17 protein-coding genes and 1 pseudogene are annotated in these 20,005 nt (G+C 72.0%); 11 read left to right on the top strand and 7 right to left on the bottom strand.

Features of this window, described 5'->3' with window-relative positions:
• Nucleotides 1-374: 374 nt before the first annotated feature.
• From OYE22_RS24695 to ectB, 8 genes are all read left to right on the top strand, one after another.
• On the top strand, nt 375-1,715 hold the full coding sequence (locus OYE22_RS24695; protein WP_277322437.1) for a SidA/IucD/PvdA family monooxygenase: 1,341 nt from the start codon (nt 375-377) through the stop codon (nt 1,713-1,715).
• A 38-nt stretch (nt 1,716-1,753) separates the two neighbouring features.
• The gene (locus tag OYE22_RS24690) at nt 1,754-3,082 is read left to right on the top strand and encodes a SidA/IucD/PvdA family monooxygenase (protein ID WP_277322436.1); all 1,329 of its coding nucleotides are present in this window, start codon (nt 1,754-1,756) and stop codon (nt 3,080-3,082) included.
• 38 nt (nt 3,083-3,120) lie between these two features.
• Nucleotides 3,121-3,537 (top strand): cupin domain-containing protein, encoded by a 417-nt coding sequence (locus tag OYE22_RS24685; protein WP_176161448.1) that lies wholly within the window; start codon nt 3,121-3,123, stop codon nt 3,535-3,537.
• Nucleotides 3,534-4,736 carry an FAD-dependent oxidoreductase gene (locus OYE22_RS24680; RefSeq protein WP_277322435.1) on the top strand — a complete coding sequence of 401 codons (1,203 nt, stop codon included), beginning with the start codon at nt 3,534-3,536 and terminating at the stop codon, nt 4,734-4,736. The genes OYE22_RS24685 and OYE22_RS24680 overlap by 4 nt, the downstream gene beginning before the upstream one ends.
• Nucleotides 4,723-5,319 carry a serine O-acetyltransferase EpsC gene (gene epsC, locus OYE22_RS24675; protein WP_277322434.1) on the top strand — a complete coding sequence of 199 codons (597 nt, stop codon included), beginning with the start codon at nt 4,723-4,725 and terminating at the stop codon, nt 5,317-5,319. Before OYE22_RS24680 ends, epsC begins: the two co-directional genes overlap by 14 nt.
• On the top strand, nt 5,316-6,971 hold the full coding sequence (locus OYE22_RS24670) for a class I tRNA ligase family protein (RefSeq protein ID WP_277322433.1): 1,656 nt from the start codon (nt 5,316-5,318) through the stop codon (nt 6,969-6,971). Before epsC ends, OYE22_RS24670 begins: the two co-directional genes overlap by 4 nt.
• Nucleotides 6,972-7,066: 95 nt before the next feature.
• On the top strand, nt 7,067-7,954 hold the full coding sequence (locus OYE22_RS24665) for a hypothetical protein (protein ID WP_277322432.1): 888 nt from the start codon (nt 7,067-7,069) through the stop codon (nt 7,952-7,954).
• A gap of 225 nt (nt 7,955-8,179) precedes the next feature.
• On the top strand, nt 8,180-9,448 hold the full coding sequence (ectB, locus tag OYE22_RS24660) for a diaminobutyrate--2-oxoglutarate transaminase (RefSeq protein ID WP_277322431.1): 1,269 nt from the start codon (nt 8,180-8,182) through the stop codon (nt 9,446-9,448).
• A gap of 99 nt (nt 9,449-9,547) precedes the next feature.
• Here the strand turns inward: ectB and OYE22_RS24655 are convergent, their stop codons facing one another.
• Genes OYE22_RS24655 through OYE22_RS24645 form a run of 3 tightly spaced genes read right to left on the bottom strand, consistent with a single transcriptional unit; the run spans nt 9,548 to nt 12,238 of the window.
• Nucleotides 9,548-10,687, bottom strand: a complete 1,140-nt coding sequence (locus OYE22_RS24655; protein WP_277322430.1) for a serine hydrolase — start codon at nt 10,685-10,687, stop codon at nt 9,548-9,550.
• Nucleotides 10,680-11,234 (bottom strand): flavin reductase family protein, encoded by a 555-nt coding sequence (locus OYE22_RS24650; protein WP_277322429.1) that lies wholly within the window; start codon nt 11,232-11,234, stop codon nt 10,680-10,682. Before OYE22_RS24650 ends, OYE22_RS24655 begins: the two co-directional genes overlap by 8 nt.
• Complete coding sequence (locus OYE22_RS24645) at nt 11,231-12,238, bottom strand: LLM class oxidoreductase (protein WP_277322428.1); 1,008 nt, start codon at nt 12,236-12,238, stop codon at nt 11,231-11,233. The genes OYE22_RS24650 and OYE22_RS24645 overlap by 4 nt, the downstream gene beginning before the upstream one ends.
• A gap of 87 nt (nt 12,239-12,325) precedes the next feature.
• Between OYE22_RS24645 and OYE22_RS24640 the strand changes: the two genes are divergently transcribed.
• Together OYE22_RS24640 and OYE22_RS24635 are read left to right on the top strand one after the other, a co-directional pair.
• Nucleotides 12,326-12,931 carry a TetR/AcrR family transcriptional regulator gene (locus OYE22_RS24640; protein ID WP_277322427.1) on the top strand — a complete coding sequence of 202 codons (606 nt, stop codon included), beginning with the start codon at nt 12,326-12,328 and terminating at the stop codon, nt 12,929-12,931.
• A gap of 507 nt (nt 12,932-13,438) precedes the next feature.
• Nucleotides 13,439-13,984, top strand: coding sequence for a hypothetical protein (locus OYE22_RS24635; protein ID WP_277324303.1), 546 nt, complete (start codon nt 13,439-13,441; stop codon nt 13,982-13,984).
• A gap of 93 nt (nt 13,985-14,077) precedes the next feature.
• Here the strand turns inward: OYE22_RS24635 and OYE22_RS24630 are convergent, their stop codons facing one another.
• The 4 genes and pseudogenes from OYE22_RS24630 to OYE22_RS24615 all read right to left on the bottom strand — a co-directional run bounded on the left by OYE22_RS24630 (nt 14,078) and on the right by OYE22_RS24615 (nt 18,907).
• Complete coding sequence (locus tag OYE22_RS24630; RefSeq protein WP_277322426.1) at nt 14,078-14,686, bottom strand: histidine phosphatase family protein; 609 nt, start codon at nt 14,684-14,686, stop codon at nt 14,078-14,080.
• Nucleotides 14,679-15,062: a thioredoxin gene (trxA, locus tag OYE22_RS24625; RefSeq protein ID WP_277322425.1), complete on the bottom strand. Its 384-nt coding sequence runs from the start codon at nt 15,060-15,062 to the stop codon at nt 14,679-14,681. Before trxA ends, OYE22_RS24630 begins: the two co-directional genes overlap by 8 nt.
• 412 nt (nt 15,063-15,474) lie before the next feature.
• Complete coding sequence (locus OYE22_RS24620; protein ID WP_277322424.1) at nt 15,475-16,389, bottom strand: LysR family transcriptional regulator; 915 nt, start codon at nt 16,387-16,389, stop codon at nt 15,475-15,477.
• 577 nt (nt 16,390-16,966) lie between these two features.
• Nucleotides 16,967-18,907: pseudogene (locus tag OYE22_RS24615) on the bottom strand (NAD-binding protein).
• A 619-nt stretch (nt 18,908-19,526) separates the two neighbouring features.
• Here OYE22_RS24615 and OYE22_RS24610 point away from each other — a divergent pair.
• Nucleotides 19,527-19,973, top strand: coding sequence for a MaoC family dehydratase N-terminal domain-containing protein (locus tag OYE22_RS24610; protein WP_277322423.1), 447 nt, complete (start codon nt 19,527-19,529; stop codon nt 19,971-19,973).
• The last annotated feature ends 32 nt before the right edge of the window (nt 19,974-20,005 follow it).

Genomic DNA, 20,005 nt, shown 5'->3' with positions numbered 1-20,005 from the left:
GGGCGTCAGCCTGTGATCGTCGCTATCGGTTACCAGTGAATCCCTTTGACTGCGGAGCTTCGCTGCCGCAAGAGTGGATAAGCGGAACTCTTGATTCTCGGTCAAATCCGGCATCGATGCGCCTCTCGAACCCGCCCCTCTCTACGGGTTTTCGAAGGCATCTGAGGCCGGCCCGAGAGCCGCTACAGCGCCCCTTCAGTACAGCCCGGAGAAGCATTTGGGCTGCCCAGGAAAGTACCGACAGGTTGCGCTGCAACCTGTCCGCATGTCGCGCCAAAGCTGCATACGGTTTGAATCACCTGCAGGGCTTGTTCTCAATTCGCGACGCCCTCAGCGTTAGGCTTGAACTCAATGCGAGTAAGAGGAGAATTGTCATGTCTTTTCCTGCGCGTGTGCACGACGTTCTCGGTGTCGGCTTCGGCCCTGCCAACCTTGCGTTGGCGATCGCATTAGAGGAGAAGTATCCAAGCCTGGACATACGGTTTCTTGAGGCTCGCCCGACGCCCGACTGGCAGCCCGGCATGCTCCTCGACGGCTCCGACATCCAGAACCACCCCAGCCGCGACCTGGTGACTCTGCGGAACCCGCGCAGTCGTTACAGCTTCATCAACTACCTGCACGAGCAGGGTCGGTTGCTCAAGCACTTCAACCTCCCGATCGAGTTCCCGCTGCGCAAGGAGTACGCCGGCTACATCCGCTGGGCGGCGAGCTTCTTCTCGCACCAGGTGGACTGCGGCCAGTACGCCGTCGGCATCGACGTGGTGGAAAACGCCGGCGAGCGCGTCTGGGAGGTCTCCACCGGTTCCGGCCGCAGGTACCTGGCCCGCTCCGTGGTCATGGCACCCGGTCGTACGCCCTATGTGCCGACCCCGTACGACGCGGCCGCGGCGGAGAGCAACCGCGTCTTCCACCTCACCCAGTACCTGCCGCGGCTCAAGGAACTCACCGCCGACGAGCCCCCGAAGGCGGTCGCGGTGATCGGTGGCAGCCAGAGCGCCGTCGAGCTCGCGCTCGACCTGCACCGGCAATTCCCCGGAGCCCGGGTGATGACCTACCCGCGTTCGTACTCGCTGCGACTCAAGGACACCAGCCCGTTCAGCGAAGAGGGCTATTTCCCCGAGTTCACCGAGTACTACTTCAACGCCTCGCGGGAAAGCCGCCGCGCGCTGGACGCGTACATGCAGCCCACCAACTACTCCTCGGCCGACGGTGACGTGCTCAAGGAGCTGTACCTGGCCATCTACGAGCAGCAGCTCGACGGCGACCAGCGGCTGTTCGTGAAGGGCAACCTCCAGGCCACCTCCGTCGTGCCCAACGACAAGGGCGTGGTCATCGACTTCGAGGAGCTGCACACCGGCGAGCAGGTGCGCGACGAGGTCGACTTCGTGGTGCTGGCCACCGGCTTCCGCAACATGGGCCCGGGCCCGCACGAGGAGCTGTTCCCGCCGCTGCTGGCCCCCGTCGCGCAGCACCTCAAGAAGGAGGTGGACGGCCGCCTCGAGGTCAGCCGCGACTACGCGCTGGTCTCCAACGAGGACGAGAACGCCCTCCCGCCGCTGTTCCTCAACGGCCTGTGCGAGTCCAGCCACGGCATCGGTGACGCCGGCTCGTTCAGTCTGCTGTCGCTGCGTACCGGGACCCTCGCCGAGGGACTGGCCGCCCGGCTGGGCGAGAAGCTGGACGACCCCTCGGACTCTGTCCCGATCGCCCTCTGATCCACCGGACCGCGACCTTCGACGGGAGACACCCCAATATGCACATCCACGACGTTGTGGTGGCCGGATTCGGCCCCTCTGGCATCTCGCTCGCCGCCGCTATCGAGGACCACGACGACGCTCATCAGGGAACCGGCCCCCTGGACGCGGTCTACCTGGAACGGAGCGCGACGTCGGCCTGGCAGCCCAACCAGGTCCTGCCGGGCACCGACATCCAGCACCACTTCCTGCGCGACCTCGCCACCCCGCGCGACCCCCGCTCCCGCTTCTCCTTCACCAACTTCCTCATGCAAAGCGGGCGTTTCTACCCGTTCACGCTGCTGGGCGGTTACGTGAGCCGCCTGGAGTGGTCGGAGTATGTGCAGTGGGCCGCGGCCCAGGTGCGCAGGCAGGCCGAGTACCACCGGGAGGTGCTGCGCGTCGAGCCCGTCACCGACGCCGACGGCACCGTCCGCGTCGCGCGGGTGATCAGCCGCGACCCCCGGGACGGCGCCACCCACGAGCACCTGAGCCGCAACGTGGTACTGGCCACCGGCCACGTCCCCTACGTGCCGGAGTCCTTCCAGAAGCACGTCGGCGAGCGGGTCTTCCACGCCAGCGAGTTCCTGCCCCGGATGACCGCGCTGCGCGAGAACCTGGGCCGGGCACCGCGCTTCGCGATCATCGGCGCCGGCCAGACCGCGGGCGAGATCATCCTGTACCTGGCGGGCGAGCACCCCGAGGCGCAGATCCACTCGCTGGTGCGGCACGGCGGCTTCAAGATGTACGAACTCGGCCACTTCAGCAACGAGGCGTACTTCCCCGCCGAGACGGACTACTTCTACGGCCTGGAGGGCGAGGCCCGCGAGCGGGCGCTCGCGCACGCCCGCGCCACCAACTACTCGGCCGTGGACCCCGACGTGTCCACCGCCCTCTACCAGGCGGCCTACCAGGACCGGTTGTCCGGCACCAACCGGCTGCACATGCACCGCCGCGTCGAGGTCACCGACCTCGCGGTCTCCGAGAGCGGGGTGCGGCTGACGACCTCCGAGGTGTACACGGAGGAGGCGGGCGCCATCGAGGCCGACGCGGTGATCCTGTGCACCGGGTACACGGAGCCGCAGTTCCCGACGGCGCTTGAGCCCTTCGCCCCCCACCTGTCGCGCGACGCCGACGGACTCCTCAACGTCACCCGCGCCTACCGCGCCGAGAACAGCGACCGCTGCACGGTCGGCATCTACCTCGACGGAATGACCGAGTGGCGGCACGGCATCGCCAGCGCGACGTCCTTCAGTCAGATGGCGACCAAGGCGGACACCGTCCACCGCGACCTGCGGGCCACCATCGCGCGCCAGCAGCAGGCGGCCTCCGCCGCCCTCGCCGTCTAGCACCGTCGGAACAGCACTGTTCAGGAGAGGAATCAATCGTGCACTTCTTCACCACACGCCCGGAAGACATGACCTTCGAGGAGAAGTTCAACGTCAGCGGCCGGCGCATCTTCCCCTGGGAGGAGGCGGTCCCGGAGACCCCGTTCTGGGGCGGCGCCTGGGTCGATGTGGCGCCCGGTGCGACCTCCACGCCGCACAACCACGACGAGTACGAGATGTTCTTCATCACCGAGGGCACCGGCGTGCTGCGCCTCGGCGACGAGGAGCGCCGGGTGAGCCCCGGTGACACGATCCTGATGACGCCGTTCAAGGACCACGCGCTGACCAACGACGGCGACACCCGACTGCGGTTCGTCACCATCTGGTGGGGCAGCGCGGAGGCCATCGCCGCCGAGCGCGCCAAGTGGGCGGCCGAGTTCGGCATCGAGGACGACGCCACCGGGCCGAGTCAGTGACCGCTACCCGGAGCGCGGACGCCGTCATCGTCGGCGGCGGCGTGATCGGGGCGGCCATCGCCTACCACCTCGCCCTCGCCGGCCTGGAGCGGGTCGTCGTGTGCGAGCAGAGCCGGATCGCCTCGCAGGGCGCCACGGCCCGCTCGGGCGGGCTGCTGCGCCTGCACCACACGACGGCCTGCGACACCCTACTGACCGCGCTCAGCCTGCCCACCTTCGAGCAGTGGGGCGAGGTCATCGGGGGCGACTGCGGGTACCGGCGCACCGGTTTCGCGATGCTGGTGGGCGAGGAGCACGTGGAGGCCCTGCGGGTGAACACCGCCGTGGCCGCCGAGGCGATGTCGTACGAGCGGGTCGAGGTCATCGACCCGGACCAGGCCGGGACCCTCTTTCCCGGCCTGGACCTGGCGGGCGTGGCCGCCGTGGCGTACGAGCCGTCCGGCGGTTACGCGGACCCGGCCGCCACGGCCAACTCGCTGATCGCGGCGGCGCGCCGGATCGGGGTCAGCGAGGCCGAGGGCACGCGGGTGGTCCGGGTGCTGGAGCACGAGGGCGCGGTGACCGGGGTGGAGACCTCGGCGGGCCGCATCGAGGCGCCGTTGGTCGTGTTGACCAGCGGCGCCTGGGGGGCCGAGTCGGCCGCCCACCTCGGGGTCGAGGTCCCGGTCGTTCCCCGACGGATCGGGCTGGCCCAGGTCGCGCTGCCCGGCGCCGGCCGTCGTGGCTCCGACAACCAGCTCCCGACCTGCATCGACGACACCATCGGCAGCTACTTCCGGCCCGGCGGCACGGACCGGTTCTTCTTCGGCGTGCAGAGCCACCCGGACGTGGACCTGGAACAGGGTGCCGCCCCGCTGACCCGCGACGAGGTGGACGCGGCGGTGGCGGCGGTCTCCCGCCGGGTGCCGGCCGTGGACAGCGCGCCGCTGGTCGGCACCCGCGCCGGCTACGACGGCTACACCCCGGACAAGCGACCCGTGATCGGGCCGGCCGGGCCCGACGGGCTGTACCTGGCCCTCGGCTTCAGCGGCGGCGGATTCAAGTTGGCACCCGCCGTGGCCGAGCTGGCCGCACGAGAGATAAGCGAGGGCGAGGCCGTCATCGGCAAGGCCGGCGAGCCGCTGCTGGAGCCCTACCGTCCGCAGCGTTTCGCGAACGGCAACCTGATCACGCCGGAGGCTCCGTATGCCCACATATAAGTCCGTGTTAGAGATGCTGCGCGAGGACCTCGCCACCGTTCGTGCCAAGGACCCGGCGGCGCGCAGCAACCGAGAGGTCCTGCTGTACCCGCACATCCACGCCCTGTGGACCTACCGGCTGGCCAACCGCCTGTGGAAGCGCGGCAACCGCACCATCGCCCGCGCGCTGTCGCTGATGGCGCGGGCGGTCAGCGGGATCGAGATCCACCCGGGCGCGACGATCGGCCGGCGTTTCTTCATCGACCACGGCACCGGCGTGGTCATCGGGGAGACGGTGCGCATCGGCGACGATGTGATGCTCTACCACCAGGTCACCCTCGGCTCGGTGGGTTGGTGGAAGGACCTGAAGCGACCCGCCCGTTCGCGCCGCCACCCGGTGGTGGAGGACGGCGTGATCATCTGCACCGGGGCCAGCGTGCTCGGCCCGGTGTGCATCGGTGTGAACACCCGGATCGGCGCGCACGCCGTGATCCTGGACGATCTGCCGCCGGACGCCCGTATCGGTGCCGGTGTCACGTACCCCCACGCGTCGGACGACGTCGTCTCCGCCCTGCGTATCGCGGAAGGAAGCAGCGTTTCGTGAATACCTACATCGTCACCAGCGCGCCGCCCAACCCCAACGGGGACCTGCACCTGGGTCACATATCCGGTCCCTTCCTCGGCGCGGACGTGCTGAGCCGGCACCTGCGCCAGCGCGGCCACGAGGTGCGCTACGTCGGCTACTCGGACGAGCACTCCTGCTACGTGCCGCGCCGCGCCGCCGAGATCGGGTCCACTCCGTACGAGACCGCGTTGCTGTTCGGCAACCGGATGGAGGAGACCCTCTCGCTGGGCTCGATGCACCACGACTGGTTCACCCGTCCGCTGATGACGCCCAAGCACACCGAGATCGTCCAGAGCTTCTTCACCCGGCTCTGGGAGGAGGGCAAGCTCAGGGTCGTCGAGCTGCCGGTGTTCCACTGCCCCCGGTGCGAGCGCTACCTGTACGAGGCCGAGGTCCGCGGCGAGTGCCAGTTCTGCGAGGCGCCGTCGGACGGCATCTACTGCGAGGCGTGCGGCCTGGCCCAGGAGTCCGGTGCGCTGGGCGCCGCGAAGTGCACGGCGTGCTGGGAGACCCCGGAGCTGACCACGCTCCAGCGCATCGTCTTCCCGCTTGAGGAGTACCGCGAGCAGTTGCTCGCCTACTACACGAAGAACGGCGGCCAGTGGCGGCCCCGGCTGCGCGCCTACCTGGACACGTTGTTCGAGAACGAGCTGCCCCTGACACCGATCAGCCGGCAGGCCGACTACGGCATCCCGGTGCCGCTGGACGGCTGGGACGGGCACATCCTGGACACCTGGTTCAGCGGCATCTGCGGCTACCTGGCCGGGACGGCCTGCCTGACCGAGGCCCAGGGGCGGCCGGGCCTGTGGCAGGAGCAGTGGTCCGACCCGGACACCAAGATCGTCAACTTCCTGGGCTTCGACTGCTCCTTCTCGCACGCGGTGCTGTGGCCGGCGCTGCTCCTCGCGCACGGCGACTACACGCTGCCGAGCCAGGTGATCACCAACGAGTTCTACCGGCTGGAGGGCGACAAGTTCTCCACCAGCCGGGGCCACGCGATCTGGGGCGGGGAGTTCCTGCACCAGGTCAACGCGGACGCGCTGCGCTTCCACCTGTGCCTGACCGGGCCGGAGCGGGAGCAGGGCAACTTCGCGATGAAGGAGCTCGTCAACTCGGTGGAGACGATCCTCGTCGACGGGTTGCAGCGGTGGGCGCAGACCGTGCTGTCGCTGCTGGCCGAGGACTTCGGCTCGACGGTGCCGGAGCACGAGGGCCTGACCGAGCCGCTGACCATCTCGCTGCTCGAACTCCCCAAGGCCATCGCCGGCTCGCTGTCGGCCAACTCCTTCTCGCCGCAACGCGCCGCGGCCGAGCTGGCGGCCACCATCGACCGGGCCGTGAAGGACCTGCCGCGGCTGAACGAGGCGCGCGGCGCGGCCGAGGGCTCCGAGGACGGGCAGCGGGCGTACGCCTCGCGCCTGGTGACGCACGTGGAGACGCTGGCGCTGGTGTCGGTGTTGGCCGCGCCGCTGATGCCGGGGTGGGCCCACCTGATCGCCAAGCACCTGGACATCCCGGTGGACGTGGCGACGCGGATGCCGAGCTGGCCCGAGCTGGCGGACCTGCTGCTCGTGCCGGCGGGCCGGCAGGTGAGGACCCCGCTGCCGGACGTCTTCCACAAGCTCGGGTGAGCTGGGCCGGCATGAGTGTCGTGCGCACCGCGTTCGGTACCACGACCGCGGTTCTGGGAGCGGGAACACTGCTGGTACCCGCGGCACTGGCACCCGTGTCGAAGAGCGGATCGGCCTCGCTCGTCCTCGCCGGGGCGTTGTTGGCCTGGGCCCTGTTGGTCGGGGCCGCCGGCGGGACGCGCGGGCTCGGGGCGGCGGAGTTCGTACGGGAGCGGGTCGGGCCGGGCGTGGCGTACGTCGTGCACGGCCTGTACTTCGGCGGCTTCGCCATCGGACAGGCCGTCGTGGTCGGTGCGGCCGGCGAGTTCGCCGGCTCCGGCCCGACGGCCTACGTCCTCGGGGTGGCCGTGCTGCTCCTGGCCGGGGCGCTGGCCTGGGCCGGGGTGACGCCGTCGGCCGCGGTGCGCGACGGGCGGACGGTGGTGGTCCTGGCGCTGGCCGCGCTCTGGTGGCTCTCGCCCCGGTCGCTGTCGCTCGACACGGGCGACTCGTTCCCGGGCGGGGCGTCGCTGCTCGTCGTACCGCTGCTCTTCGCGTGGGTGGGGCTCGAGTCGACGGTGCCGTCCCTGCGCTCCTCCCCCACCTCCGGCACGCTGGGCGTCGTGCTGGGCCTCGCGGCACCGGCCCTGCTGTACGCCGTGCTGCTGTCCCCCCGGGACGCCGCGCCGCCCGGGGGCCAGGCCGGCGAGACGGCGCTCGGGTGGTTCGCCGCCCTCGTCCTCGCCTCCTACTGTCTGACCAACCTGCTTGCCGTGGGGGCCCGTTGGCGGCACCTGCGTCCCGAAGCCACCGGGGCGGGGGCGGCGCGCGGCCCCGAGCGGCGGGGGATCGCGGTGGCGGTCGCCATCGCGCTGGCCGCCCTCAGCCTGGCCGCCGCGCTCGACTGGAGCGTCGCCCTCCTGTTGCTCGGCCCTGGCACGGCCACGGCCTCCATCTACGCCCTGCTCGCCCTGTCGGCCGCCCGTCGGCCGCGCGGCGCCTAGGGGTGCCACCACCTGCCACACCGCCGGGGGGCGTGCGCGGGCCACGTGCCGGTCCCCTTGTTGCACCACGGGTGGCGGCGCCGGTCGGACGACCGGTGCCGCCACCGAAGTCCCTTCGTCGACAAGCCCCAGGGCCGCCTCCGCGACCGCGACCCACTGCACTGCGCAGCAGCCGGCACCACACGGCTTCTCGATCCTTCCCCTTGTTCCCCCTCGGAGGATGCTGTGACCATCACGCCCCCTGACCTGAGCGTTTTCGAAACCCTGGAGTCGGAGGTGCGCAGCTACTGCCGGAGCTGGCCCACCGTGTTCGACCGGGCGCAGGGCAGCCGCATGTACGACGAGGACGGCCACACCTACCTGGACTTCTTCGCCGGGGCCGGGTCGCTCAACTACGGCCACAACAATCCGGTCCTCAAGCGCGCGTTAATCGACTACATCGAACGTGACGGGATCACGCACGGCCTGGACATGTCGACCACGGCCAAGCGGAGCTTCCTGGAGAAGTTCCAGAGCATCATCCTGCGCCCGCGCGACCTGCCGTACAAGGTGATGTTCCCGGGCCCGACCGGCACTAACGCGGTCGAGTCCGCGCTCAAGCTGGCCCGCAAGGTCAAGGGCCGCGAGTCGATCGTCTCCTTCACCAACGCCTTCCACGGCATGTCCCTCGGCTCGCTGGCCGTGACCGGCAACTCCTTCAAGCGGGCGGGCGCCGGGGTGCCGCTGGTGCACGGCACGCCGATGCCGTTCGACAACTACCTCCAGGGCCGCACCCCGGACTTCCTGTGGTTCGAGCGGCTGCTTGAGGACTCGGGCTCCGGGTTCAACTACCCGGCGGCGGTGATCGTGGAGACGGTGCAGGGCGAGGGCGGCATCAACGTGGCCCGCGCGCAGTGGCTGCGCGAACTGGCCGACCTGTGCAAACGCCGCGACATGCTGCTCATCGTCGACGACATCCAGATGGGCTGCGGACGCACCGGCGCCTTCTTCTCCTTCGAAGAGGCCGGCATCGTCCCCGACATCGTCACCGTCTCCAAGTCCATCAGCGGCTACGGCCTGCCCATGGCCCTGACCCTCTTCAAGCCCGAACTCGATGTCTGGGAGCCCGGCGAACACAACGGCACCTTCCGCGGCAACAACCCCGCCTTCGTCACCGCCGCCGCCACCCTCGACACCTACTGGGCCGACGGCCAGATGGAGAAGCAGACCCTCGCCCGCGGCGAGGTCGTGGAGACGAGCCTGCTGGCCATGGCCGACGAGCACCGGCGCTCCATCGTCAGCGTCCGGGGCCGTGGCCTGGTGTGGGGCATCGAGTTCGCCGACAAGGAGCGGGCCACCAAGGTGTGCGCGCGCGCCTTCGAGCTGGGCCTGATCGTGGAGACCTCGGGGCCGCAGAGCGAGGTCGTCAAGCTGCTGCCGGCGCTGACCATCTCGACGGAGCAACTGGACGAGGGCCTGCGCATCCTGGCCCGCGCCATCCGGGAGACCGCCTGATCCAGCTACGGGCCGCGGCGGCCAGCACCGCCGCGGCCCGCCCGGTGGAGCCTGGCCCCGTGACCGTCGGCCCAGCCGTCGGTCACGGGGCCGCGTGCCTCAGGCGGCGTGCCGCGCCACCGCGCGCAGAAACGCCACCGTCTCCATCTCGCGGTTGCTCTGCTCGCCGGTCGTGGTGCCGTAGCGCCGGTTGGCGGACAGCTTCACGATGGTGGCCCGGTGAGCGGGGGCGACGTAGACGAACTGGTTGTACACGCCGATCGCGCTGAACTCGCCCTCGTCGCCCTCGGGCAGCCACCACTGGTAGCCGTAGCCGACGTCGACGGCGTGGTCGGCGATGATCGGGCCGCCGGGCGCCAGGTGGTCGGCGGCGACCGTGACCGAGTCCCGCACCCACTGCTCGGGCACGATCTGCCGCCCCTGCCACACGCCGCCGTTGCGGTACAGCTCGCCGAACTTGGCGTAGTCGCGCGCGGTCAGGTTGAGCCCGGCGTACGCCAGCTCGGTCCCCTGGGGGTCCACCAGCCAGTAGCCGGGCGCCTCCGTGCCCAGCGGCTCGCACAGCTTCTCCTGCGTGTACGCGGTGAGCGAGCGACCGGTGGCCTTGGCCAGGAGGGTGCCGAGCAACTGGGTCTCGGCCGAGTTGTAGCGGCACACCGTGCCGGGCTCGCTCTCGCGCTCCAGGCCCTCGGCGAAGCCCTCCAGGGTGGCACCGGTGAGCCGGTTGAAGTCCGAGGACGGGTCGTTGTAGTCCTCGTTCCACCGGGCGCCGGAGGACATCTGGAGCACGTCCCTGATCGACACCCCGTCGTAGGCGGAGCCCGCCGGCACCGGCACGTAGGAGCTGATCGGGTCCTCGACCCCGGCTATGTGCCCGTCCGCGACGGCGATCCCCACCAGCGCGGAGACGTAGCTCTTGGCTATCGACATCGACAGCCACTGCGCGTCCACGCCGCCGGTGAGGGTGTAGCGCTCGTACCTGATCTCGCCGTCCACCAGCACCAGCAGCGCCGCGGTGTCGGTGTCCGTCAGGAACTCCTCACACGACAGCTCGGTGCCGTCGAACGCGAAGGTCTCCGGCAGGCTGAGCGACGCGCCGTGCGGCCAGGTGTACGGCCGGGCGGCGGGGGTTAACTCGCTCGTGGGCAGGAGCCGTTGCAACCGACTGAAGCGCTCGTGCTGCGGGGCGCCGGTGAAGAGGTCGAGTTCGCCCAGCGTTCTCCGTTGGGGCTCAGGCATCTTTTTCCTCGTGCTGGAGAGGTGACCCGGTCACGGTCCGGAAGCCGCCCCGGGTGAAGACGAGCGGGGCGGCGTCGGGCCGGTGGATGTACGAGCCGGCGACGGCGCCGACCATCAGGCTGTGGTCCGCCACCGGGATGCGCTGCTCCAGGCGGCACTCCAGGACGGCCACGCTCGCGGCGAGCACCGGGTCCCCCGTCTCGGGCGAAGGCCGCCACGCGACCCGGGCGAAGGGGTCCTCCTCCGGGTTGGAGCGCGCGAAGAGCACCGCGAGTTCCTCCTGGTCGGCGGCCAGGAAGTTGATCGCGAAGCTCGACGCGTTCCGCAGGATCGCGTACGTGTTCGTCTCGTGGTTGACCGCGGCCAGCGCCGTGGGCGGGTGCAGCGACAGGGACATCACCGCGTTCGCCGTCATGCCGTGCGGTCCCGCGGGGCCGATGGTGGTCAGCACGGTGACGCCGGTGGGGAAGTGCCGCATCACGGCACGGAACTCCTCGGCGTCGGTGCCGCGCACCTCGGGCGCGGTACGCGTGACGGACTCGGTCACCACGTCGGCTGGTGCGGCGCGGGCCCGGCCAGGGCGGGGAAGTGCGGGACGACCTCCTCGGCCAGTTGGGCCACGGCCTCGGCGGCCGGCCGACGGCCGTGCTGCACGCCGAGCGCGGCGTGGTTGACGCCGGCGTCCTGCCAGCGCTGGAGCAGCTCGATGAGGCCGTCGGAGCCGGTGCGCAGGACGAAGCCGCCGCGCAGCGGGGTGGGCTTGTACTTCCGGTCCTCGACCAGGTCGATCCACTCGTTGGTGGCCACCGGCTTGAACTGGCCGCCGGGGATCAGCTCGCGCCACGCGGCGGCCTTCTGGCCCAGCGCCTTCGGGCCGGCCGGGGTCGCCGTGGCGCCCGGGTAGACCAGCCAGCCGTCGGCGTTCTCCGCGATCCACTGCGGCTTCTGCTGCGAGGAGCCCGTGACCAGCAGCGGGATGCGCCCGGCCACCGGCTTCGGGAGCACGTCCACGCCGCCGCCGAAACGTCCCAGGCTGGAGCTGATGGAGGGGTTCCTGGCCTCGGTCAGCTCGCGGAACCAGGTCACGGCGTCGCGGTAGCGCTCGCCGCGCGTCGCGTGGTCGATGCCGTACGCGGGGAACTCGGAGGCGCGGTCGCCGGAGGCGGCGCCCAGCACGACGCGCCCGCCGCTGAGGTGGTCGATCGAGGCGGCCTGCTTGGCCAGGTCGATGGGGTGGCGCAGGGTGAAGATGGCGCTGCCGGCGGCCAGCGAGACCCGCTTGGTGTGCGCGGCCAGCCAGGCCAGGTAGGTCCACGGGTCGAAGACCTGACCGGCGTCGCCGAACCCGGGGTCGAACAGCGGCACGTCGCGCACCCACACGGCCGAGAACTCCGCCTCGTCGGCGCGCTTGATGGCCTCCGCCTGGCCGGCCATGGCCTTCATGTCACCCGCGTACTGCCACAGCGGCAGGAAGAGACCGACCGTCAGCTTCCCCTCGCCGAACATGCGCGCGAAACCCGGGTGCGCATCACGTACGAACGCGTCACTCATGACATCAGCCTTCCCTAGATGGATCGATCGCTCTAGTCCGTACGATAGCAGAGTAGATCGATCGATCCATCCGGTAGCCTGAGTGGCATGAACGCCACGGAACGGACGACTGCTCAGCCAGAAGCGCGCAGTGACACCCGAACCCGGCTCGTGGTGGCGACGGCGACGCTGCTGCAACGCCAGGGGTACGAGGGCACCAGCGTCAAGCAGATCCTGCGGGAGGCGGAGGCCACCTACGGCTCCCTCTACCACTTCTTCCCCGCCGGCAAGGAGGAGCTCGCGGCCGAGGCGCTGCGCTTTGGCGCCGCCGACTTCACCGACCTGCTGCGCCGGGGCCTCTCCAGCGCCGACGAGCCCGCCGAGGCCGTCGCGAACTGCGCCCACCTGCTGGCCGACACGCTGCGCGAGTCCAACTGGACCGACGGCTGCCCCGTCGCGGCCACCGCGCTGGAGATCATCGGCCGCTCCCCCGTCATCCAGCGCACCTCCGACGAGGCGCTGCGCCAGTGGCGCGAACTGATCGCCTCCAAGCTCAAGGAAGGCGCGATTCCCGAGGTCAAGGCGACCGCCCTGGCCTGCACGATCCTCTCGACCCTCGAAGGCGCCGAGCTGCTCAGCCGCGTCTCCAGCGACGACGAGCCGCTGCACCTCGCGGCCGAACACCTGGCCCAGCTCGTCCGCGCCAGCGCCTGACGACGTACACCGGTCGACCGCCCGGACACCCGGCCACCGGCACCTCGTGCGCCAACTCCGTTGCGCGGGAAGCGTGTTGGTCCCCGTTGCGAACTCCTGACGCCCTCCTCGGGCGGCCGAGCGTGCCGGCGTACGTCACGCGCGCGAGGGGGTGGGGGCTCGGCCCCGGCGTGCTGCCGGGTGCGTCACGATGGGGGCATGAGCCCCGCCGCCTCCCCCGACCCCGATCGTCCAGCGCCTCCCGAGCGTCCGACGGGCCCCGACCGGCCGCCGCTCCCGCCCGGCGCGAACACCGACCCCACGGAGCCCGGCACCGGGCCCGCGAGCGCGGGCCGGAAGGTGGCCGGCGAGGAAGCCGGGGACGGGAGCGGAGAGGAAACCGGAGACGGGAGCGGGGAGCGGGTCGGGGAGGAGGCCGCCGGGAGGTCGTTGCTCGCTGCCTCCGGCGCGCGGGGGCTCCCGGCGGCCTTCGGGCCGCTGCACTTCCAGCTCGTACTGCTCCGACGGATGGCCGACCACCAGGGGGAACTGGTCGCGGAGGCGCTGCGGGAGCTGGGGGTGAGTCGGGCCGACCTGCGCGAGGCGAACCGCCGCTGGCAGGCCATGGTGCGCTCGCCCCGACAGCAGGGGGCCGCGCGGCGCTACCGGTCCGTGCTGGGGCCGCCACAGGCGGTGGGCCGGCGCCGGATCGGGGATCTGACCTGCGAGGCGCTGAGCTGGCCGGTGCCGCTGTGGCCCACGCTGCGGTTCGAGGTGCTGGCCGGTCCGGGCGGGGCGGTCTGGAACGAGTGGCTGGTCCGCGCCCCGGGGGCGGCGGGGCCGGCCCTTCGTACCGCCGCCGACCTGGCGCCCTGGTCGTGCACGGTGGACGAGGTGGCGCGGGCCTTCGCCCCGGCCCGCCCCCTGGAGGGAACGGCGCCGACCCGCTGGCGGCTGGCCTTCACCGCCCCGGCGGGGCCCGCCGGGGCGGCCGGGGGCGGCGACCTGGCGCCGGAGCCGTACGTCGCGGAGTTCACCTGGGGGTTGCTCCAGCGGGTGGCCAGGGCCGGGTGAGGACCCCGTGGCCGCGTGTCGCGAGTCGAACCGTCCGTGGCGCGATAGCGAAGGGGTTCGGTGGCGCGCGGGGCGCGCTCGTGGGCGGCGGCGTCAGCTGGCCGGGACGTTCCACCCGGTGACCGCGGGGCGCCCGTGGTCGAGGCCGATGCGGCTCACGGTCGCCGTGTCCAGCCGGAACAACGCGCCCGCCGCCACCGGCAGGCCCAGCCGACGGGCAGCGACGGCCCGCAGGATGTGCCCGTGCCCGAAGAGGAGCACGTCACCGGCGTCCTCGGCGTCCGCGTCCAGCAGCGGGGCGAGCCCGGCGAGCAGCCGGTCGACCCGGGCGGTGACCTGCTCGGGGCTCTCCCCCGGGCGCTCGGGGGACTCCTGTGGGGCGCCGTCGGTCCACAGGGACCAGTCGGGGCGGGTGCGCTGGATGTCGGGCGTGGTCCGGCCCTCGTACGCGCCGTAGGCCCATTCGCTCAGGTCGCTGTCGACCTCGGCGCGGTCGAGCAGACCGGCCAACCGGGCCGTCTCCCGCGCCCGCACCCGCGGGCTGACCAGGACCCTCGCGAGGGTCCTGGTCGCCAGCGGCGGACGGAGGGCGCGCGCCTGCTCCGCGCCCCGCTCCGTGAGCGGCAGCTCAGTCCAGCTCGTGTGCTGGCCCGAACGGCTCCAGTCCGTCTCGCCGTGCCGCACCAGCAGCAGTTCAGTCACTCGAACCCTGCTGCTTGGCCGCCGCCTCGGCGACCGAGGCGCGTACCTCGTCCATGTTCAGCGCGCGCGCCTGGCCGATGACGTCCTCCAGCGCGGTGGCCGGCAGCGCGCCCGGCTGGGCGAAGACCGCGATGTTGTCCCGGACGATCATCAGCGTCGGGATGGACTGGATCTCGAAGGCCGCCGCCAACTCCGGCTGCGCCTCGGTGTTGACCTTGGCGAAGACCAGGTCGTCGTGGCGCTCGGACGCGCTCTCGAAGACTGGGGAGAACGTGCGGCACGGGCCGCACCAGGAAGCCCAGAAGTCGATCAGGACGAATTCACTCCCGGAAACGATCTCGTCAAAGTTGTCCTTGGTGAGTTCCACCGTGCTCATGTGCGGCTCCCTGCTTTCCGTCTCGGCGGTGGTTCCGGCAACCCTAACGGTCCCTGCACGCGCGCTATTCCCGCGAGCGCCGCGTATTTTTTAGCCGTCCGCCGCCGGCGTGGTCGGAGGTTCGACGGACATCTGCTGCCCAGTCCTGGGCCGCCATAACACCTGTACGTTATGGGCTTTTGACATTGGCCGCACAGCGAGCGGCGCGGGATAGTGAAGCCACGGCCGGGTCCTTCGCACGCCGTTTGCTCATGGGGAGCGGTGGCCCGGCCCGTGCCGGTCGCCGGGTTCCGGGACCGGCGCAGCCACCCCCCACGCAAGACTCCAGCGGCCGGCAGCCGTGGTCTCACACGCCTGTCGGCCGCTGGCCCAAGGGCGCCGGCGCGCGCTCTCGCACCCCGCGCGCCCGCCCTCACTCCAGGTCCGTCGCGCGCCGTCGGCTGGCGAAGCCCTCCTCGGCGGCCGTGACCAGCGTCTGCTGGCAGTCGGCGAGCCGCCCGGGGTCCCGCCAGGCCAGCACGTGGCGCACCCGTATCGGATCGCCGGTCAGCCGCTTGGCGACCGTTCCCTCGCGCATCCGCACCCCGCCCTGCGCCAGGGCGATCGCGGCCCCCTGGATCACCAGGTCGAAGGCGGTCCCGGCGTCGACGATGTCGTGGTCGATACGGGGCGTGAACCCGGCCGCCCTACAGGTGGCGATGAACGCCGCGCGGTCGCCCCCGTCACGCTCCAGGGGCGACATGGTCCAGCTCTCGTCGGCCAGGTCCGCGAGGTCCACCCGCTCCTCCTCGGCCAGTGGGTGTCCGTGCGGCAGCAGCACCAGCGCGGGCTCGATGCCGATCACCGCGTGCACGATGCCGGCCTGGGGTCTGGACTCGTAGCCGGGTACGTCGGTGATGGCGGCGACGTCGAGCTGGTCGCCCGCCAGGCGGTCCAACGCCCAGGAGGCGGAGGGGAACTGGTGCGAGACCACCGGCGCGTCGATCAGGCCGGACAGCTTGGTCGCCAGGTGCGAGAAGACCGGCCCGGGCGAGCCGCCGAGCCGTACCGTGACCGCCTCGGTCGCCGCGATGCGCTTGCTCTCGCGGATGCGGTCGGCGCTGGCGACGGCGTTGCGCGCGTGCGCGAGCACCTCGTCCCCGAAGCGCGTCGGCCGCACGCCCGTGGCCTCGCGGACGAACACGGGGCGCCCCAGCGCCGCCTCGATGCGTTTGAGCTGGGTGGAGACCGCGGGCTGGGAGAGCAGGAGGGTGGCAGCGGCCCTGGTCAGACTGCCGGTGTCCGCGATCGTCACCAACGTGCGCAGGTGACGCAACTCCAGTTCCATAGGACCGGAAACCTATCGTCCTTCCGCCGCGCCGAGAAGGCGTCCCGCAGGCCATCCCGGCGCCCGGGACGCCCCCACGGGCCCGGGCCGCCGCGGACCGCCCGCTTCCGCCCTGGCGGGTGGTGGCCACTCGGCGGCGCGGGGCGGTGGTTCCAGGCTGCGGTACGGGCGGGCGGGGGCCCGGAAAAAGTGGCGGGGTACTGAGCGGGGAAATCGCCCACGGGCGCGTCACGCGGGTCATCTGCCTTCTTTCGCGAGGCGGTCGCCGCCGGTTTCCGGCGCCTTTCACCTCGCCGTCGCACTGCCCGTCCTCGCCCTTTCGGTGCCGTACGCGCGGGCCGTACGTCGCGCATTTCGCGCTGCCTCGGTGGTCGATTTCCTCCGGTGGCGTGAGGCGGGCAGGGGTGGGGATTTCTCTCCCGGTGGAACCGCCGCGATGCGACGGTCGCTCGCCAACTGCCCCCATTCCCGAACCTCGTGGGGCGGTGACGCGGTGGTGGTGCGGGCCGTGAGAAACGCGTGAAACGTACGGGCCGCTCGCGGCGCGAAAAGGTGGGGAAGAAACGGGGGCGGCGCGCTATTCGGCGCGGCGCGCCTGCGGGCGGCCCAGGAGTTCGGCCAGGCCGCGGCGGGTGGCGACCAGGACGACGCGGTCGGCGGCGCGCAGTTCGTACGCCGGGTCCAGGTCCCACACCAGGCGGCGGGGGGCCTCCGCGCCGGACGCGCCGTCGGGTGGCAGGGCCGCGCTGAGGTCGGCCGACCGGTCGCCGGGGGCCGAGGTGTCCAGCGCGAGCACCCGCCAGGCCCCGGCCCGGAACGCCCGCTCGACGGTGCGCCCCGCGAGTTGCGGGTGGCCCGCCACCTCGACGGCTGCCACCAGCAGCACCTTGCGCTCCACCGAGAAGGCGCCGAGCACCTGACGGCCCATCATGGCGCCGGCGAAGGCGGGCGCGGCCAGCGAGGAGACGCTGCGGCTGCGGGTGAGGGCCTGTGGGTGGGCGGCCCGCAGGGTGCGGTAGACGGCGGTGGCGAAGTCGTCGTCGTACAGCCGCAGCGCGACGCGTACGCCGGGGTGGACCGAGCGGGCGTACAGCGCGGCCTCCAGGTTGGTGATGTCCGCGCTGGTCAGGGCCAACAGCGCGTGGGCGCGGTGGATCTTGGCCGCCTCAAGGACGCCCTCCTGTGTGACGTCGCCGAGCACCACGGGCACCCGCAGGCGGCGGGCCAGCGCGATGCCCCGGGCCTCCGGGTCGTTCTCCACGCAGACCACCGGGATGTCCAACTCCCGCAGCCTGACCAGCACCCGCGTACCGATCTTGCCGAGGCCCAGCAGCACGACGTGGCCCGAGAGGCCGCGCGGCGGGCGGCGGAGCGCGGACGCGGTACGGAAGGTGCCGAACGCCTCCAGCGCGGCGGCGACCATGACCGGCAGCAACAGCAGCCCGATCAGCCCCGTCAGCAGTTGCATCGCCTGTCGGCTGGTGCGCTCCCCCACCGCCGGGTCGCCCATGGCGAACAGGTCGAGCAGCGTCAGGTACGCGGCGTGCAGCGGGTGGTCGCCGGTGGTCAGCTAGGAGGTCACGGCCAGTGCGAGCACCGCGGCGCTCACCCCCGCGATCGACCAGCGCAGCCGGGTGGGCAGCAGCGCGGCCAGCGGCGCCCGGCGCCCGCCGACGCGGCGCGAGGAGTGGGCGGGCACGTCGTGCGAGACGGCTTCGAGGACCAGCCTGCGGCGGCCCGTCGCGGCCCGCACCGTGGCCTCGTCGGGCAGCAGCCTCGGCCCCTCGTCGCCGCTGCTGTCGGAGCCGTCGGAGCCGGCCGGGTCGCCCACGGTCGAGGAGAGCAGCGCGAGGACGCCGAGCCCACGGTCGGCGTCCGCGCCGCCGGACGCCGGGGCGCGCTCGACCACGCGCAACATCAGCCCGTCCGCCTGGACGACCTTGCTGGTCCCGGCGATGGCGGTGGCCGCGAGCGCGGGGGCGGCGGTGTCGGCGTCGGAGAGCACGGTGGTGACCGCCTCCGGCGCGGCTCCCGCGCCGCCGGCGCTCCCCGGGCCGACGACGGCCGCCGCCTGGTCGAGGAGTTCCTCCAGCCGCTGGCCGAGCTTGCGGTTGTACAGGCGGATCACCAGGCGCAGGTGGGGGCTGAGGCGGCGGGCGGCGAGCGCGGCCCGGATGTTGGCCTCGTCGTCATCGTGGACCAGGGCGAGCGCGGCGGCCCGCCGCACGCCCGCCTCGATGAGCACGCCCTCGTCAAGCTCCGCCGCCTCCAGGATCGTTGGCGCGTCGTCGGCGGCGCCCGGCGCGGGGTCGGCGCCGTTCCCGGTGGCGGTCGCGCGGGCCATCGCGGCGCTCACGCGCCCGAACAGCGCCGTGGCGCGCCCGACGGCCCGTCCCCGCGCGGGCCGCCCCGCGACCTCCCGCACGGGCGGCACCACGAGCGTCACCCGCTCCCCGTAGACGCCGCGCAACTCGGCCGCGAGCCGGTGAGCCAGGGCGTCGTCGCCGGACACGATCATGTGCCCGGTCAGCGCCGTGGACGGGTCAGCCTGGGTGGAGGGGGAGAGTGAGGACACACCTGTAGAGAGTCCCGTGCCCCGGCGGCAGTTCCCTCCGTTTCCGGTTCGGGTCCCGGGCCGGGGCGGTGGCGGGGCGTACGGAGCGGGGCGGGGCGGGCGTACGAGCGGGGCGGGCGGGGTGGTGGTCGGGTGGCGGGCCGGAGGTGGGGGCGGCTGCGGGGCAGATGGTTTCATGGCGCAATTGGTCGGTCGGTGGCCGCCAGTTCGGCGCGGGCGCAATTCCGCTCGCCGGGTGGTGGGAGCGCTCTGCCGCCGCGTCGGTGTGGTCTCTTTCGCAGTCCCCCGGGCGTGGTTCCGTGGCAGAATGCGGAGGGTTGCCGCCAAGGTCTCTCATCGGCCCGGGAATTACCGGGAGGAGCGGCAGCGACTGACCGCGCGAGGCGAAACGGGGGGCCTTGTTCCGCTCGGTTCGCGAGGGGCGCGCACGTACCGCCGATCGCGCCCGGACAGTGGGCGCCGGGTAGCCGACGCTTTCGTTTCCGGCCGCCTACCGTGCCGCCAGTTCTGCCGCGCTCACTATCCGCAAGATATCCGTAGTTTCACGTGCTAGGAGCACCGCATGCCTCTCGACACCTCTTACGTCGGACGGGTTTATCCGCCCACCGCTCCTTATGAGGTGGGCCGCGAGAAGATCCGCGAGTTCGCGACGGCCGTGGGGGACACGAACCCCGTCTTCACCGATCCCCAGGCGGCGCGGGAGCACGGGCACGCCGACGTGATCGCCCCGCCGACGTTCATCTTCACCCTCGCCCAGCGCGCCACGGACCAGGTGGTGCACGACCCCGAACTCGGCCTCGACTACAGCCGCGTGGTCCACCGTGACCAGCGCTTCGAGTACAGCCGGCCCATCTACGCCGGCGACCGGCTGACCGTGGTCGTGCACGTGGACGGCATCAAGGCGCTGGCCGGCAACGACGTGGTGGACCTGCGCGGCGAGGTGGGCACCGACCAGGGCGAGCACGTGGTCACCGTCTACCTGACCCTGGTCTCCCGGGCCGCGGACTGACACCTCGCGGGCACCGGGTCGGGGCGGCCCGC

This window comes from Streptomyces sp. 71268, assembly GCF_029392895.1.
GTDB lineage: Bacteria > Actinomycetota > Actinomycetes > Streptomycetales > Streptomycetaceae > Streptomyces.
This window is presented reverse-complemented; position numbering and strand designations above follow the sequence as displayed.

Excerpts from the sequence above, each read along its gene's own strand:
- OYE22_RS24640 (WP_277322427.1), top strand. The coding sequence starts at position 12,326 with ATGAACGCCACGGAACGGACGACTGCTCAGCCAGAAGCGCGCAGTGAC.
- OYE22_RS24695 (WP_277322437.1), top strand. The coding sequence starts at position 375 with ATGTCTTTTCCTGCGCGTGTGCACGACGTTCTCGGTGTCGGCTTCGGC.
- OYE22_RS24610 (WP_277322423.1), top strand. The coding sequence starts at position 19,527 with ATGCCTCTCGACACCTCTTACGTCGGACGGGTTTATCCGCCCACCGCT.
- OYE22_RS24635 (WP_277324303.1), top strand. The coding sequence starts at position 13,439 with ATGGCCGACCACCAGGGGGAACTGGTCGCGGAGGCGCTGCGGGAGCTG.
- OYE22_RS24655 (WP_277322430.1), bottom strand. The coding sequence starts at position 10,687 with ATGCCTGAGCCCCAACGGAGAACGCTGGGCGAACTCGACCTCTTCACC.
- OYE22_RS24645 (WP_277322428.1), bottom strand. The coding sequence starts at position 12,238 with ATGAGTGACGCGTTCGTACGTGATGCGCACCCGGGTTTCGCGCGCATG.
- OYE22_RS24620 (WP_277322424.1), bottom strand. The coding sequence starts at position 16,389 with ATGGAACTGGAGTTGCGTCACCTGCGCACGTTGGTGACGATCGCGGAC.
- OYE22_RS24690 (WP_277322436.1), top strand. The coding sequence starts at position 1,754 with ATGCACATCCACGACGTTGTGGTGGCCGGATTCGGCCCCTCTGGCATC.
- epsC (WP_277322434.1), top strand. The coding sequence starts at position 4,723 with ATGCCCACATATAAGTCCGTGTTAGAGATGCTGCGCGAGGACCTCGCC.
- trxA (WP_277322425.1), bottom strand. The coding sequence starts at position 15,062 with ATGAGCACGGTGGAACTCACCAAGGACAACTTTGACGAGATCGTTTCC.